14 protein-coding genes are annotated in these 15447 nt (G+C 65.1%); 4 read left to right on the forward strand and 10 right to left on the reverse strand.

All coding sequences use genetic code 11. From position 1 onward, the window contains the following. Positions 1 to 95: 95 nt before the first annotated feature. A complete protein-coding gene (locus KF757_09590; protein MBX3323228.1) occupies positions 96 to 1322 on the forward strand; it encodes an amidohydrolase family protein in 1227 nt (408 codons plus the stop codon). Positions 1323 to 1354: 32 nt separating this feature from the next. Here KF757_09590 and KF757_09595 read toward each other — a convergent pair whose 3' ends face one another. Beyond that, positions 1355 to 3049 (reverse strand): ribulokinase, encoded by a 1695-nt coding sequence (locus KF757_09595; protein MBX3323229.1) that lies wholly within the window; start codon positions 3047 to 3049, stop codon positions 1355 to 1357. Continuing rightward, complete coding sequence (locus tag KF757_09600; protein MBX3323230.1) at positions 3050 to 3766, reverse strand: hypothetical protein; 717 nt, start codon at positions 3764 to 3766, stop codon at positions 3050 to 3052. It abuts the gene before it with no gap. Between the two features lie 112 nt (positions 3767 to 3878). On the opposite strand from KF757_09600, the gene eno reads away from it, so the two are divergent. Then, positions 3879 to 5156 (forward strand): phosphopyruvate hydratase, encoded by a 1278-nt coding sequence (eno, locus tag KF757_09605; GenBank protein MBX3323231.1) that lies wholly within the window; start codon positions 3879 to 3881, stop codon positions 5154 to 5156. A gap of 155 nt (positions 5157 to 5311) precedes the next feature. Here the strand turns inward: eno and KF757_09610 are convergent, their stop codons facing one another. Beyond that, on the reverse strand, positions 5312 to 6523 hold the full coding sequence (locus KF757_09610) for a hypothetical protein (GenBank protein ID MBX3323232.1): 1212 nt from the start codon (positions 6521 to 6523) through the stop codon (positions 5312 to 5314). Between the two features lie 280 nt (positions 6524 to 6803). Between KF757_09610 and KF757_09615 the strand changes: the two genes are divergently transcribed. Further along, on the forward strand, positions 6804 to 7349 hold the full coding sequence (locus tag KF757_09615; protein ID MBX3323233.1) for a sigma-70 family RNA polymerase sigma factor: 546 nt from the start codon (positions 6804 to 6806) through the stop codon (positions 7347 to 7349). Between the two features lie 18 nt (positions 7350 to 7367). Then, complete coding sequence (locus tag KF757_09620; protein ID MBX3323234.1) at positions 7368 to 9767, forward strand: serine/threonine protein kinase; 2400 nt, start codon at positions 7368 to 7370, stop codon at positions 9765 to 9767. Positions 9768 to 9905: 138 nt separating this feature from the next. On the opposite strand, the gene KF757_09625 is transcribed toward KF757_09620, so the two are convergent. From KF757_09625 to KF757_09655, 7 genes are all read right to left on the reverse strand, one after another. Continuing rightward, positions 9906 to 10874, reverse strand: coding sequence for a hypothetical protein (locus KF757_09625; GenBank protein ID MBX3323235.1), 969 nt, complete (start codon positions 10872 to 10874; stop codon positions 9906 to 9908). 147 nt (positions 10875 to 11021) lie between these two features. Next, positions 11022 to 11825 carry a hypothetical protein gene (locus tag KF757_09630; protein ID MBX3323236.1) on the reverse strand — a complete coding sequence of 268 codons (804 nt, stop codon included), beginning with the start codon at positions 11823 to 11825 and terminating at the stop codon, positions 11022 to 11024. 84 nt (positions 11826 to 11909) lie between these two features. Continuing rightward, a complete protein-coding gene (locus KF757_09635) occupies positions 11910 to 12635 on the reverse strand; it encodes a hypothetical protein (GenBank protein ID MBX3323237.1) in 726 nt (241 codons plus the stop codon). A gap of 22 nt (positions 12636 to 12657) precedes the next feature. Next, on the reverse strand, positions 12658 to 13284 hold the full coding sequence (locus KF757_09640; protein MBX3323238.1) for a hypothetical protein: 627 nt from the start codon (positions 13282 to 13284) through the stop codon (positions 12658 to 12660). 101 nt (positions 13285 to 13385) lie between these two features. After that, positions 13386 to 13970, reverse strand: a complete 585-nt coding sequence (locus KF757_09645; GenBank protein ID MBX3323239.1) for a lipid-A-disaccharide synthase N-terminal domain-containing protein — start codon at positions 13968 to 13970, stop codon at positions 13386 to 13388. Then, a complete protein-coding gene (locus tag KF757_09650; protein ID MBX3323240.1) occupies positions 13967 to 14737 on the reverse strand; it encodes a glycosyltransferase in 771 nt (256 codons plus the stop codon). Before KF757_09650 ends, KF757_09645 begins: the two co-directional genes overlap by 4 nt. Before the next feature lie 104 nt (positions 14738 to 14841). Beyond that, positions 14842 to 15447: a PEP-CTERM sorting domain-containing protein gene (locus KF757_09655; GenBank protein ID MBX3323241.1), complete on the reverse strand. Its 606-nt coding sequence runs from the start codon at positions 15445 to 15447 to the stop codon at positions 14842 to 14844.

Genomic DNA, 15447 nt, shown 5'->3' on the forward strand with positions numbered 1-15447 from the left:
GAGTGATTCAAGCAGTTTGTGTCGTGTTGAGTGTGCTCGCGTTCTGCTCGGTACTTGTCGTGTGGAGCTGAGCGCTGGCTGCTTGGCAGTTTGATGTGGTCCAAAGCAAGGACAACCAGACAATGCTCATCGCCGGACATCTTCTCGTGCATGATGGATCAACCAGCCGGCTCGAGAGAGGCTGGCTGCTGGCGCGCGATAGGCTGATTGTGCAGATGGGGGCGGGCGAAGCACCGGCAGCAGCGGATCTGGGTGGAGATGACTTCATCATCATGCCAGGGTTTGTCGATGCGCATGTACACCTGCCGCAGTACGACGCGATTGGTATCGCGGGTCTCGAACTGCTTGAGTGGCTCGAGTGTGTGATCTTCCCGGCCGAGGCGTTGTGGGCGGATACGGACTACGCCGCAGCGATGGCCCAGCGGGCGGTGCGCGGACTGATTTCGTTTGGCACGACGGCGATGGCGGCGTATGCCAGCGTGCACCCAGCCGGTGCGCGGGCAGCAATGGAGGCCGCAGCGGCCTTGGGAGTGCGCGGGGTGCTGGGGCCTTCGCTGATGGACCGCAACGCACCCCCCGAGTTGTGCCTGCCGCGCGAGGTGCAACTGGCCGAACTGGCGCGGTTCGAGCGCGTCGGGCGGCTCGAACCGGCGGTGACGCCTCGGTTCGCGGTGGCGTGCACGCCCGAACTGATGCGTGACGCGGCCCAACTTGCAGCCCGGCGAGGGTGGACGATCCAGACTCATCTGGCCGAGACCCACGCCGAGGTGGCGCTGGTCGAGTCGCTGTTCCCGGGGCGTTCGTATACGCAGGTCTACGACGACGTGGGCCTGCTCACCCCGCGGACGATCCTGGCACACACGATTCACCTTGCGCCTGCCGATGCAGCGCTCATCGAGTCCCGCGGTTCATGCGCAGCCCACTGCCCGACCGCGAATCGGTTTCTCGAAGCCGGCATTATGGATCGCGCGGGGCTGGCAACGGCCGGCATTCCGGTCGCGCTCGGGAGCGATATCGCGGGCGGCCCGGACCGGAGCATGGTGCGCGTGGCCCGGGCGATGATCGAGTCGGCCCGTGCGCGTGGCGATGAGGCACCGACGGCTGCGCAGGCGTTTCATGCGATCACTGCGGGCAGCGCTGCGGCGCTGGGATGGCATGGTTGCGGAACACTCACGACCGGGGTCGACGCGGATGTGGTTGTGGTCCGTCCAGATCGCGCGTGGTTGACGAGTCCCGACCCGCTGGGCACGCTGCTTTACAGTTGGGATGATCGATGGATCCGTTCTGTGCTGGTAGCGGGTAGGGTCATGTTCACAGCGTGAAGCGCTTGCGCAGCGGGGCCGGTTCTGCTCATTCAACTGGGCATGCCGGCTGCGCGGGCCTGACGGCTGATCGCGATGAGTTGCTTCATCGCCGTGCGCAGGTCCATGGCGCTGTGCCCGCGACCGAAGGCATCGTGCAGGGCCGAGTACACCGCGAAGAGTTCGTCGTACACGCGCGTTGCGGCGGGGTTGGGTACCAGCACGCGGCTGGGCGGGCGTGTCATGGCGGCGATGGCGGCAGGCATGTCGGGGTGAGCACCCGCGGCGACGGCGGCGCAGATCGCTCCGCCCAGCGCACAGGCCTGTGAAGACTCGGCCACATGCATCGGGCGTCCGATGGCGTCGGCGTAGATCTGCATGGCCAGCGGGTTCTTCTCGGCGATGCCGCCGCAGACGATGATGGTGTCGAGCGCTGTGCCCTGCTCGGCCAGACGGTCGATGATGGTGCGCGCGCCAAAGGCGGTGGCCTCGATCAGGGCACGGTAGATCTCGGCCGCGGTGGTGTGCAGGGTCTGGCCGATCAGCACTCCGCTCAAAAGCGGATCGACCAGCACGCACCGATTCCCGTTGTTCCAGTCGAGGGCGACCAGCCCGCTTGCGCCGGGGGCCAGACGTGCAGCCTCGCGCGTGAGCTCCTCATGCGTCCGGGCGATCGCAGCAGCGTCGCTCCCGCTGCGCGCGACGTGGCGCACGAACCAGTCGAAGAGATCACCAACCGCGCTCTGTCCAGCTTCGATCCCGAGGCAGCCGGGCACAACCGACCCATCGACAACGCCGCACACGCCAGGAATGTCGAGCGACGATCCCGCTTCGGCGATGAGGATGTCGCAGGTGCTTGTGCCCATGATCTTGACCATGCTGCCCGCGCGCACGCCCGAGCCGATTGCTCCCAGGTGTGCGTCGATACCTCCAGCCGCAATGACGACGCGCGGCGAAAGCCCGCAACGGGCCGCGAGTGGGGCGGTCAGCGTGCCAATAGGCGTTGTGCTCGTCACCGCCGGCACCGCGCACGACTCACGCACGCCCGCGAGGGCCGGGTGCAGGCGTTCGAGCACGGCAACGGGCGGATAGCCGCCCAGATCCGCCGCGTAGAGCGCCTTGTGTCCGGCGGCGCACACGTTGCGGGGCATCGTGGCCGCGTCGCTCAGACCCGCGAGCACCGCCGGGATGTAGTCGCTCTGTTCGACCCAGGTTGCAGCCGCGCGCGCCACGCGCTGGTTCGTGCGCGCGACACGCAGGATCTTGGACCAGAACCACTCGCTCGAGTACGTCATGCCGCAGCGGGCCAGATGAGCGGGGGCGCTTCGCGTCAGTTCGGCGGTGATCTGGACCGCCTCGGCATGGGCGGTGTGATCCTTCCACAGGTGTGCCAGCGCGTCAGGATCGCCCGCAAAAGCCGCGTCCAGCGCCAGCGGCCGCAGGGCAGCGTCCACCGGGATCGGGGTCGAGGCGGTGGCATCGACGCCGATGCCCACGATGCTGGCGATGTCGATCGAGGCCGCGGCCTTGCACGCGACCTGCCCGAGCAGAGCGTCGATCGCGGCCAGATAGTCGCCCGGGTGCTGGCGCGCCAGGTTCGCATCGGTTGCGCTGGTGATGACTCCTGCCGTGCCGCTCGGGTAGTCGAAGGTGGCCGACGCGATGATCGCGCCATCGCTGATGCGGGCCACGATGGCCCGGGCGCTGGAAGTGCCAAAGTCCAGCCCGATCACGCAAGGCCCGCTCACTTACGGCTCCTCGGCGCTGGGGCGCTCGACCCATTGCTCATCCGTGTGCCTGACGATCAGCCCGGTCTGCATGTAGATCACCTGTTCGGCGATGTTGGTGCAGTGGTCTGCGATGAACATGCAGTGGCTGACGAGTTCCTGCAAGTTGAAGGCGGCATCGACGCTCATGGCCCCTGCGGCCACGCGCTGTTCGGCCGTGCGCAGGATCCGGGCCTTGAAACCCTCGACCACATGCTCGCTGGCCAGCACCACCCGCGCCACATCCGCGTCCTGGCGTGCAAAGGCCCGCATCGCGTCGCGCATGAGTCCGACCACGCTGTTGGTCATCACGCGCGTCGTCGCGGGCAGGTCGCGCTGGCCCGCATCGGCGACCGCCGCCAATGCGGCAATTTCGCCCCCGGCGTCGGCGATCCGCTCGACTTCGTTGTTGACTTTGACCACGGTCAGCAGCTGGCGGATCGTCGCGGGCGCGACGGTGATGCAGGTTGCCGCGGCCGCGGTGAGCAGTTCGACGGCGTGCTGCTCAATCTCGACATCGATCCGGTCGATCTCGTCATCGGCGGTCATGGCCGCTCTGGCGGCCTGTGCATCACAGGCGTAAAACGCCACCAGCGCGTCTTCGACCAGCCCCAGCGCCAACTGGCCCATCGCGCTCAGACGCCGGTGCAGCGTTTCGATGCCGTCCGCAAACTCTTCCCTGGTCAGATCGGGAGCCATATCTGCAAAGGATACACGCCCTGCATCGCCCGTGCGGGCAGTTCGGCTCGGCGACCGCGCTATCCTTGCGTGAACCGACGAAACCAGCACACTTTGCTCAGGAGAAACCCCGATGTTCGACATCGACCTTGTCTTCGCCCGCCAGATTCTCGACAGCCGGGGCAACCCCACTGTCGAAGTTGAAGTTGCTCTCGATGGAGGCGTCATCGCCCGCGCGGCCGTGCCCAGCGGCGCCAGCACCGGCGAGCACGAGGCTGTCGAACTCCGCGATGGCGGCGAAGCTTGGATGGGAAAAGGCGTCACGCAGGCGGTCGACAACGTGATCGAACGCATTGCTCCGGCGATCGAGGGTCTTGATGCCCGCGATCAGGAAGGGATCGACGCGGCGATGCTCGAACTCGACGCGACGACCAACAAAAGCAGCCTCGGGGCAAACGCTATTCTCGGCGTCTCAATGGCGGTGGCAAAGGCCGCGGCCGAGGCATCGGGCCTTCCGCTCTACCGCTATCTGGGCGGCACCAGCGCCCGCACGCTCCCCGTGCCGATGATGAACATCCTCAACGGCGGCGCGCACGCCGACAACACCGTCGATTTTCAGGAGTTCATGATTCAGCCGATCGGCTTCGAGACCTTCGGCGAAGGGATGCGGGCGGGCGTCGAGATCTACCACACGCTCAAAACAGTGCTCAAGAAACGCAAACTCTCGACGGCCGTCGGTGACGAGGGCGGCTTTGCCCCCAACCTGGCCACCAATGAGGACGCACTTCGGATCATCGAAGAAGCGGTCGCCAAGGCCGGCTACAAGTGGGGCGAGGAGATCTTCGTGGCGCTCGACCCGGCCATGAGCGAATGCTACAACCACGCGGCCGAGGCGGGCAAGAGCGGCTACAAAATGTTCAAGTCTTCCGGAGAGATCCTGTCCACCGACGACATCATCAGCCTGTGGGCCGACTGGTGCGACAAGTATCCGATCGCGTCAATCGAGGACGGCCTGGCCGAGAACGACTGGGAAGGATGGGCCAAACTCACCGCGCGGCTCGGCGACCGGATTCAGCTCGTCGGCGATGATCTGTTCGTGACCAACCGCATGTTCGTCGAGCGCGGCGTGGTTGAAGCGTGTGCCAACGCGGTTCTTGTCAAGGTCAACCAGATCGGCACGCTGAGCGAGACCTTCGAGACGGTGAACTTCGCCACCCGCCACGGCTACGCGTGTGTGCTCAGCCACCGCTCGGGCGAGACCGAGGACAGCACCATCGCCGATATCGCGGTGGCGACCAACTGCGGGCAAATTAAGACGGGTGCTCCGTGCCGCAGCGACCGGAATGCCAAGTACAACCAGCTGATCCGCATCGCCGAGGAGTTGGGCGAGAGTGCGGTGTACGGGGTCTGAGCCGGGTCGGGCGGTGCGGCATTGACCACCAGTTCTTCGTGAGCGCAGCTGGCCTCCGGCGGGTACCGAACTGTCGGACAAAATGCGCACCGTGCAGGTTGGGGCACTTGCCGCAATATCTTGGTCGCAAGGCACTTGCCCGCGGCCGCCTCGCCTTAGGGGCAGCCCTCGCTGAAGGCTGCAAGGAATGCCTGCACGTCAAAGAAGTTGAAGAACCCGTCAGCCGTGAAATCGGCCCGGGCATCTTGAGCCGCAAACAGGCTCAGGAACAACTGCACATCAAAGAAGTCGAGCACTCCGTCGGCGTTGAGGTCCGCCGGACACTCGGGCGGCGGGGGCGGCGGACCGCCAGGCCCAAAGCGGAAGGCTCGCCACTGGCCTTGCGCGTTCTGAGCGTTGCCCACGATGTACTGGCCGTTCGTCGAGATGCCCGTGGCCTCGGCCTCGTTGCCGCCCAGCGTCCCGATGTCCACCATGCCCGCGATCGCGTCCCAGCGGAAAGCCCGCTTGCGGTTCTGGCTGTCGCGCGACCAGCCGACGATCACGGATCCATCGGCCGAGATGCCCGTCGCGGCCGAACTGGTCCCGCCCAGCGTGCCCAGCGCGAGCATTCCATGCTCGGCCGTCCAGCGAAAGGCGAGCAGGTTCTGGTTCGCATCGCCCGCCATGCCCGCGACCACCGTGCCGTCGGCACTCACAGCCTGTGCCGAGCCGATCTGCCCGCCGAAACTGGGCAGGATCGTGACTCCGGTCGGTTGCGACCAGACAAAGGGGCGGTATGAACTGGCACCCGTGCGGATGATGCCGACAACCACCGACCCGTCGGCGTTGACGCCGTAGCCCTCGCTGTCGGCATTGCCGGTGAGATTCTCAGGAAGTCCGTTGCCAACCCAGCGGGCCGCCTTCCGCCAGCCGCCGGGCACTTCGGCCCAGCCGACCGTCACCAGCCCATCGTCACTGACGGCAAACGCCTCGGACCGGACCCCGTCCAGCGGAGCCAGTTCGACCATCGGGCCTGGAGCAACCCATCGAAACGCCCGCCAGCGGTTGTCTGCGTTGTACGACTGCCCGACCACCACATCGCCCAGTGCCGACACCCCGCGCCCGAAGGAACTCACTCCGCCAAGGGTGCCCAGATTCTCGATTGTGCCCGGCGCCGTCCAGCGCACAGCCCGCCACTGGTTCTGCTCGGTGTACTGCTGGCCAACGACGATGCCGCCCAGAATCGAAGCGTCCGAGGCCGAGTGCAGACCCAGGTCGAGCATCAGGGCCCGCTCATCCTGCGCCGCGACTGCGGGCACAAGCAGCCCGAACGTCGACGCCGCAATGACCCAGGCGACGCTTCGCCGCTTGCCACACTGCACCATGAGCATCTTTCCCTACCCCCCGGCGACGGACGCCGCTGCGGGTCAATTTGCCGACTTCGCTGCGACCGCGGGAGGCAGCATAGAGGCCTCAAGTTCGCATTGCAAGGGAATTTACGCTGTCGTTCCGGGTATTTACGTCGGCGGGAGATGGGAAAAATGGGTGGAATTTTGTAGAGAATCAACCGAATTAGCGAAACTCGTAGGGAGAATTGCTGGTAGACTCCATACGATGGACCCGCCCGATCACACGGCTGACACTTTACCCTCACCCGCTGGGTTTATGACCGACGCGGCCGCGGCAGTCCGGAGCCTAGCTGAACAGTTACACACCATCGCGGTGGCGCAGTTCGCCTTGGAACGAGCAGGCCACACCCTGCAACCAACAGCCCTGGTGTCCGAAGCCTGGCTGCGACTGATGCGTACTCCGGGAGCCGAGTATCGCACCGAGGCCGAGTTTCGGTCTCTGGCGGCGACGGTGGTGCGGAACATATTGGTGGATCACGCCCGCTCGCGACGTGCGACTCGACGAGGCGGAGGGATGGTGCGCGTGCCGGCGGAACTCGATGAGATTCCCCAGTTCGATTCCCCGAGAGAAATCGAAGCCCTGCACGAGGCACTTGAGCGACTCGCGGCCAGGAAGCCGGACCTGGCCCGCATCGTGGAACTCAAGTTTTTCGGCGGCCTGAGCGCGGCCCAGATCGCAGTGCAGATGGGCATGACCGAGCGGAACGTGCGCAAGGACTGGACGCTGGCGCGCGTGCTGTTGCGGCGACTGATGGGCGCGGCGGGCGTCGGACCCGACGAGACACACACCCAGAGCGCATAGCAGGAGACGGATCAGGCGATGCGGCCACAGGCAGACGACAGGTTGGGCCAGCCCCACGCGACCGAGGAGAGCGGCGATGCCGTGGCCGCGAATAGTCCCGAAATCGAAGAACTCGTGTGCACCGATCGCGTCTGCACCATCTTCGGGCAGGTCTTCGAAGCCCCGCCCGCCGATCGCGCCCGGCTGCTCGACGAACTGTCCTGCGGCGACGCGGTGCTCCAGGCCCAGGTCAAGAGCCTGCTCGACGAAGCCGAAGTGATCGACCGCGAGGGGTTTCTCGATGCGCGCACGGGAACATGGGTCAGCAGAGTTTTGTCTGGCGATGAGCCCGAGCCAAATCCGCCTATGCCCGAGGTCATCGGGCAGTACGCGATCACGGGCGTGCTGGGACAAGGAGGCACGGGCATCGTCTATCGCGGGCGCTCACCCGCTCCGCTCGAGCGCGACGTGGCGATCAAGGTGATGCGATCTGCCGGTTCGCCGCGCGACGCCCGGCGTTTCATGCGCGAGGTGAGCGTGATGGCGTCGATGAGTCACCCCGCGGTGGCACAGGTGTACGACAGCGGACGACTGAGCGACGGGAGATGGTGGGCCGCCTGCGCTCTGGTCGAGGGCAAGCTCATCACGACGGCGGCACTCGAAGGCAGGCTCGACTGGAGCCGGCGCGTGGATCTCGTGCGGCAGGCGGCCGAAGGCGTGCATCACGCCCATCAGCGAGGAATCATACATCGCGACCTCAAGCCCTCGAACATCCTGGTGTCGAGTGACGATCACGGCCGGTCGCGGGCCACCGTCATCGACTTCGGCGTGGCCAGACTGGTCGGGGCGGGCAGCGCCAGGAGCGAACTGACCGAAGCGGGACTGGTGGTCGGGACGCTGGGGTACATGTCGCCCGAACAGATCGACGATCAGGATGTAGACGCGCGCTCGGACGTGTATGCACTGGGGCTGGTGCTCTCTGAAGTACTGACCGGCGCCCCCGCGCGGGCCCGCACGAGTCTGCGCCAGATGGCCAAGGCGGCAGCAGCGCCGGTGGACGTGCGACTCAGAGCCTGCGGCGGACGCGAGCACGATCTCGAAGCCATCATGGCACGCGCGACAGACCCGGATCCGGCCCGCCGCTATGCCTCGGCCCAGCACATGGCCGACGATCTCGAACGCGTCCTGACCGGCATGCCGGTGACGGCACGCAAGAACAACGCAGCCTATCACGCGCAGTTGCTGGCCCGGCGCCATCCGATGGCGTCGTTGGTGTCGCTGGCGTGCGCCGCATTGCTGGTGATACTGGTGATCAACATCGTGGCCTCGCGGAGCCGACTGGCGCGCGAGGTGCAGGACCAGCGCGAACTGATCGCCTCGCTCATCGTCGAGACGCTCGACCGCCTGAGCGTGCTCAGCGGGACAGCCGAATCGAGGGCAGCCATGGTCGAACTGCTCATGGAACGCGTCCAGAGGCTGCTGCCAGCGGATCCGGACAACCATGATCTGCAGGCCGCTCTGGCACGCTTGCTGCGCGAGCGCGGAGACTTGCGCTACCTCGACGGTGATCTGGCAGATGCGATGGGCGAGTTTGGTCGCTCGATGGCGCTCTACGAGGCTCTCCACCGCCGTGACCCGCGCAACATCGAACTCGGGCGACGCTACGCCGAATCGGTGGTACGCATGGGCGACATGCAGCGGGTGCTGTTTGAAGGCCAGGAGTATCTGGCGACCTACGACGCGGCGATGCTCATTCAGAGGCAACTGCTGGAGATGGATCCATCGCACATAGGAGTGCGCGATGATCTGTGCTGGAGTTACGAACGGCTCAGGCTGCGGTACGAACAGCCCGAGCACTGGGCCGAGATGGAAGCCTGGCTCATCGAGCGACTCCATCTGGCCGAGGCATTGTTCAACGATTCACCCGGTCGGATTCTGAGCAAGTACAATCTTTCGTCGGCACACTACCGTTTGGCCAACCACTACCGACAGACCAGGGACTTTGCGGCATGCGCGATGCATACCAGAGCAGCAATGGAGTTGGCCGACCAACTCGTTCATCTGCAGCCCGATCGCTCGGCCTTCGTCGAGCATCTGGTGCTTGTCGGGCGCAATCAACTCCGGCTTGACACGACTGCCAACCGGACTGATCAGGCCAGGTTCCAGCTTGACGACATGCTTGAACGAACGCGCCAGCACAGTCGTCTTCAGCCTGGAAACGCCTTTGCCGAAGGCCTGCTCGCCTTCACGCTGAGCCTTGGTGCGGATATGGCACTGCAGTGGGGCGATACATCGCGTGCTCATTTGTTGGCCAGCGAGTGTCTGGAGGTGCTGGCGGGGCTAGACGCGAGAGGAATCAATACGGTCGAGAATGCCGTGTCGGCGCGGTCGATGATTCGCAAAACGCTGACTCACCTCGCCGAAGCGAGTAAGAACTAGTCGCGTGGGAGTAATGCAGGTTCGATACGACGTGCGGTACCCGCCGGGCCGCGCCAGCCGAGCGTGAAGCTTCAAGTCACAAAGCCGCTCCGCCGTCACTGGGGGGCGACGGAGCAGTGGGGTGGCCAGTTGCATGTATCAGGGGCAACCGGCGTTGAACATGTCCAGGAAGCGGGCGACATCAAAGAAGTCGAACAGGCCGTCGCCGTTGGTGTCGGCTGCGGGCAGCTGGGCCGAGAAGAGATTGAGAAACAACGCGACATCGAAGAAGTTCAGATCGCCCGAGATGTCGTAATCGGCCGGACACGAGACAAGACCCTGCGCGGGCGCGATGCCGCGCACCGGAACCATGAGATCAAACGTGCGAAGGATCTGGCCGGTGCCTGCGTGCATCTCGTGGACGAGCCCGTCACTGCCGCCGACGTACAGCAGCCCGCGATGAGCCAGGATCGCTGCAGCGTCGTTGGGCACAGGGAACGTCGCAGTGTAACTGACCCCGCCGACGAACTTGTCAAAGGTGTAGACGGTGCCGGCGTCCTCGCTGAAGAACGTCGTGCCCGCCAGATACATGCGCTGGGGCCCGAAGGCCATGGCGTTGATCATCGAACCGCACGCGGCAAAGAACTGGAAGTCGTTCATGCCCACCGGCGACCGCAGGGCCAGCGAGTTTTGTCCACCGACGAACAGGCCCCCGGCGTCGATGCCGATCGCGCTGATGTCGCCGGTCGGGACAGATCGCGTCTCGATGACAGAGTGATCGGCCGGGTCGATCGTGATGATCGTGCTGCCCGTGTTGGCGATGAGCAGTTGTGCGCCGGTCCACGCCATGGCGTGCGCCTGGCCCGGAATCGTGAACGTGCCGGTGACCTGGTTGGTCGCCAGATCAAAGACATACACGTCGTCGAGCAGCCCGCCGAGATAGAGGGTGCCGTCGGCCACCGCCATCGACTGCACCGCGCCGGTGCAGACGCCGCGATGCCCGACAACACCGGTGTCCAGATCGATGGTTTGAACAAGTCCTGACAGGCCGGTGACAATGAGTTCTTCGGCCGATGCCCCGGTGGCCAGACCGCTGATCGCGAGCAGGCCGAGTGTAATGCGCTTCATGAAACGTCTCCTGTGGATGATGCTGCTTGAAGTCGCCGCGAAGCACGTTGCTCGCTCGACACCAACATCTTCGCCTGTGAACAGGAATCACAGGCACCACTCTTTGGTGGGGTCGCTGTGGCACGCTGGCTGGGGGGAGCGACGCGATCAGAGATGTTCGGTGTTCAGCGCGGGCCGGGCGCGGCCGATGAAACGGCTGAGCAGTTCGCCACGACTCGATACACCAAAGTGCCGGTGCAGGGCCAGCACATGGTCATGGACGGTCGCGCGACTCAGATCGAGCTCGTAGGCGATCTGTTTCTCGGCGTCGCCGCGCAGCAACCGGGACAGAACCTGCCTTTGGCGCTGGGTGAGTGTGGCAAGTCGCGGCTCATCGGCTCTGGCAAGAAAGGATCCGAACGCACGCCCGACCTCGTCATGCACCAGCCCGATGATGGCGCGGTCGCGCGGCGTGAACCCGACATCGCCGACCTCGCGGTGGATCCAGATCGAGACGGACCTTCCGGGAATGTCGGTCGCGCGCACGCTCATGACATAGTCGTCGATGCCGCACGCCCGATGGACCTCGTTGAAGGTCCGCGAGCGATACCACGACGTGCGGCCCCAGATCTCGTCACGCGAGAGTGTCAGCCCCTGGCCGGTGAACCGGTTGATATACGGATACTCGGGCGTGTGTTCAACGGGCACGGACTGCGAGTACTCACGCCATCGGGATTCGGACTGCTGGTCTGCCCAGCCGATGCGGTGCGTCGCAAGCGAGCGCATGGGACCATCGGCCGCTGGCCCGAGATTCACCAGTTCGGCCATGATGATCACACGCGCCCCGACCAGCGTCCGCAGACTTTCGATGAGTCGAACGCGCCAACCGTCGGTGTCTGCTCCAAGCTCGCGGCACTCGTCGACGATGCGGTGGCAGTGATGCGTGTCATGACTGGAGAGATGATCGAGCAAGCGCAACGGGCCTCCGCCACTGAGTATATCAGGCGTGTCAAGAGGCTCGGCCGATGCAATCGCGAGCCGCTGGGTAGCGATGCGTCAGAATGAATACGGATCGCGGATCTGCGGCCGCCTTCGAGGCGTTTCGGGTGTTGGCTGGCCGATGGCTTCGCGGGCAGTGGCAGCCAGAACCTGATGCAGTTTTTCGTGGAATGGCAGAGCATCGAGGCGTTCGAGGCAGTCATCGACGCGCCACGCCGGTGGCTCGCCGGTGTCGATCGCAGCGATGGCACTGTCGCCGAGCGTTTCGTACGTCGATTCAAACCACGCAACCGGGATCGGGCCGCTGAACTCGTCCTTTGACATCCGACTCTCGACGCGTTCGAGCGGCACGGGCGGCAGTACCTTGCAGCGGCAACTGATCTCACTGACCGCAACGATGGGCCACAAACCATCTCGAGTCAGCGGTTCGCGGGCCAGAGCCACGACCGCCACGCCGCGTCGCAATCCCGCCTCGCCGAGCGTGCGGGCATCCAGACCAATCAGCGGCGGCTGGACCAGATAGAACCCCGGCGCGATCGGATCGGGCACATCGGCCGGTGCCGTGACCAGACGCACAGGCCCGGCCTCGGCTGCGAGCAGGCGCAGTTGCCGCCGCGCTTCCTGAAGCGGCAGCGCGATGCGGGCGATGCGTTCAAAATCGTCGGCACGCCGCGCCTTGACCAGTGCCCGGGCCGCCAGCGACTCGGCCTCGACGTACCGAGTCTCGGCCAGAGCCTGCGAGGCTCTTTCCATCAGCACATCAATCGGATTGGTTCGTGTCACGTCGGCCATCAAACTACGTCGCTTACGCGCCGATCTGTCCCGCCTGATCGGCCAGCGCCTGAAGGAAGCGTTCCCACTGATTGGCCTCGAGGTTCATATCGATCTCCAGCACCTCGGCCAGGGCTGAAAAATCCTGAATCTGGAGCGCCCGTTTGATCTCGGTCAAGTTGTCGCTCAGCGTGTCGATGTGGGCTGGACCCGTGCGAACAGCACCGTCAGCCGCTTCGACCCGCACGCTCTCGGGATCGATCGCCCCGAGCGTCGCGCTCTTGTCCACCACGTCGCGCACGATCGCCCACGATGTCAGGGCCCGCTGGAGCGGTCCGAACGCCTCTTCGATATGCCCCGACTGGAACAGACGCACCGCTTCGGCCTGATCCGTCCGCACCTGTCCCAGCAGATCCGCCGCGTCGAGCAGCGTTGTCTGAATGAACGGCCCGGGAAGGGTCGAGAGCAGCCGCAGTTCGCCGATGCCCGCGTCATGATCCGGCGGTTCATCGAGCATCGCAGCCGGCAGCGGCGAGCCATCGGCATGCACTTCGATAATCAGCCGCCCCTGCTTTTCCGCAGCCCCCCGCCCCAGTTCGAGCGCTTCGGCCACCGATCGGGCTTCCATCTCCAGCAGCGTGTCGTCGAGTCGAATCTTCATCCCACCAGTCTACACGATCCGGCCGGGGTTGCGCAGCCCCTCGGCCGCTCATCATGATGATTTCACACCGCCCCCGACCGCAGGCTCTATATCCGCCGGCTTTATTGGCCGCCGCGGGCCAGCCTCCGCTTGTGCTTGTGGATCAGCCGCAGGTTGCGGGCATATATGACAATTCCCGTGCTTTGCCCGATCACGCCGACGATATCCACACGCCAGACGAAATACGTAAACAGGCTCATCCCCCCAATCAGACTGAACCACCAGAAGATCTCGGGCACCTGACTCTGGCCGCTCCTTTCGCTGACAACCCACTGCACAAACATGCGGCCAAAGAACGCCGCCTGCCCAATCAGCCCGATCGCAATCCAGGCGAAGTTCGTCCAACTCGTGATGTTGAAGAATCCAAGCAGCGTTCGTTCGAGCCCGGGCTTCTGGTTGAGTACCTCGGCCTGTGCGTCGAGCACATTGAGCAGGTCAACCGCTGTCAGGCTCTCGTGCACAAGGTGCGGCGGCCCGACGATGCGATAGCGGACCGGCTGGCTCCCGACTTCAACCGCCACGCGCACGCGCTCGCCGCCGATACGGACTTCATAGTCGAAGGCTTCACGCGTCAGGGTCGGCTGCAACACGAGCCACACGCCGACCGCGATCAGCGCCACCATTGCGACCACCGGACCCGGCTTCATGGGCGAGCCTCCGCAGCCGCGAGTTCGACCGCCTCGACCGGCGTGCGCCGCGAGCGCATGTAGCGCACGGCGAAACAATCGACCAGTCCCGGGATCGCTCGCTTGAGAATCCCCGCCTTGCCGTACTTCGTTTCGCCTGCCGAGCGCTGGCGATGGACGACCGGCATCTCGACGACGCGATAGCCAAGGTCGCGCGCCGTGACGGGGATGAACCGGTGCATGCCGCGCAGGTTCAGCGGGAGAGCACGTGCGACTTCGCGTTTCATCACTCGCAGCGAACACCCCGTATCGCGCACGCGATCACCGAGAATCAACCGCCGGAACACCCGCCCAACCGCGCTGGTGCGCCGCCGCATCCAGTTGTCGCGCCGCGAGCGGCTTCGGTCGCCCTGCACCACATCGGCCCCCGAGCGTTCGAGCAGGTCGAGCATCGCCGGCAGGTCGGCCGGATCATTCTGCAGGTCGGCGTCCATGGTCGCGATGAGCCGCCCGCGCGCGACAGCGAACCCGGCCGCAAACGCCGCGCTCTGCCCGCAGCCTCTGCCCGGCGGGGTGTTGCTCATGGCGATGACCCGCACCCAGTCGCGGCCGCTCGCAGCGTCGAGCGCTCGAGCCCGCGTGGCGTCGGTCGAGCCATCATCGACGATGATCAGTTCAAACAGAATACCCGCATGGGCGAAGGTACGTTCGATCTCGCCGACGAGCGCAGCGACATTGCCCTCCTCGTTGTGGGCCGGAGTGACGACGGACAGATCGATTGCCGGCAATGAGACATCCTGCACGTCAGGAGGGTAGGGAGGACGTGCGCATGAGAAATGGCGCAGACCCGCGGGGGTTTGCGCCAATGGTGAGTCAGAACTGAAAGCAGGATTCAGCGACGGCGGCGCAGCCCCGTGATTGCCCCGAGGCCCAGCAGTGCGACCGCACCGGGCGCGGGCACAGCATCAAACGCAACTTCCGCCAGGCCCGTGTACTGCGTCGAGCCGTTGTTGGCCAGGATCGTGATCTTGACGCTGCTGATGTTGTGCGTCAGGCCGAAATCAAAGGTCTGGGCCACATGCACATGAGGCAGCGCCGACACATTGAGCAGCGAACCGATGAGGTTGCTGTCGGCGTCGAAGAGTTCGAGGTTGAATCGTGTGATGGCGTAGCCCGGGTCGGCCGCGACGCCGTTGGACAGGTGGTTCCACATATGGAACCGGGCCAGCGACTGAGGATCATTGAAGGAAAACGTCGCCCAGGCGTTGCCCGCCTGAAGAGCGCCCGATGCGGTGGTCCAGTGGTTGAAAGTAGTGTATGTAGCATGGACGCTGTCGAGGCCAAACCCGGCGGGCAGGCCGCTGCCGTTGATGGCGTTGGTCACAAGATACTGGTTGTTGAACTCACTGCCGGCGACGGCCGAGTCGGGCTGGATGAGCTGCGCGTGGGCGAAGCCGGAAGCGAGAGTAACAGCGGCAATCATTGCAGTGTATCGCAT

Source organism: Phycisphaeraceae bacterium, assembly GCA_019636795.1.
Classification (GTDB): Bacteria; Planctomycetota; Phycisphaerae; order Phycisphaerales; family UBA1924; genus JAHBWW01.

Bases quoted from the DNA above. Each gene is read 5' to 3' on its own strand.
- KF757_09600 (MBX3323230.1), bottom strand. From the start codon at position 3,766: ATGGCTCCCGATCTGACCAGGGAAGAGTTTGCGGACGGCATCGAAACG.
- eno (MBX3323231.1), top strand. From the start codon at position 3,879: ATGTTCGACATCGACCTTGTCTTCGCCCGCCAGATTCTCGACAGCCGG.
- KF757_09610 (MBX3323232.1), bottom strand. From the start codon at position 6,523: ATGGTGCAGTGTGGCAAGCGGCGAAGCGTCGCCTGGGTCATTGCGGCG.
- KF757_09615 (MBX3323233.1), top strand. From the start codon at position 6,804: ATGACCGACGCGGCCGCGGCAGTCCGGAGCCTAGCTGAACAGTTACAC.
- KF757_09620 (MBX3323234.1), top strand. From the start codon at position 7,368: ATGCGGCCACAGGCAGACGACAGGTTGGGCCAGCCCCACGCGACCGAG.
- KF757_09625 (MBX3323235.1), bottom strand. From the start codon at position 10,874: ATGAAGCGCATTACACTCGGCCTGCTCGCGATCAGCGGTCTGGCCACC.
- KF757_09640 (MBX3323238.1), bottom strand. From the start codon at position 13,284: ATGAAGATTCGACTCGACGACACGCTGCTGGAGATGGAAGCCCGATCG.
- KF757_09645 (MBX3323239.1), bottom strand. From the start codon at position 13,970: ATGAAGCCGGGTCCGGTGGTCGCAATGGTGGCGCTGATCGCGGTCGGC.
- KF757_09655 (MBX3323241.1), bottom strand. From the start codon at position 15,447: ATGCGATACACTGCAATGATTGCCGCTGTTACTCTCGCTTCCGGCTTC.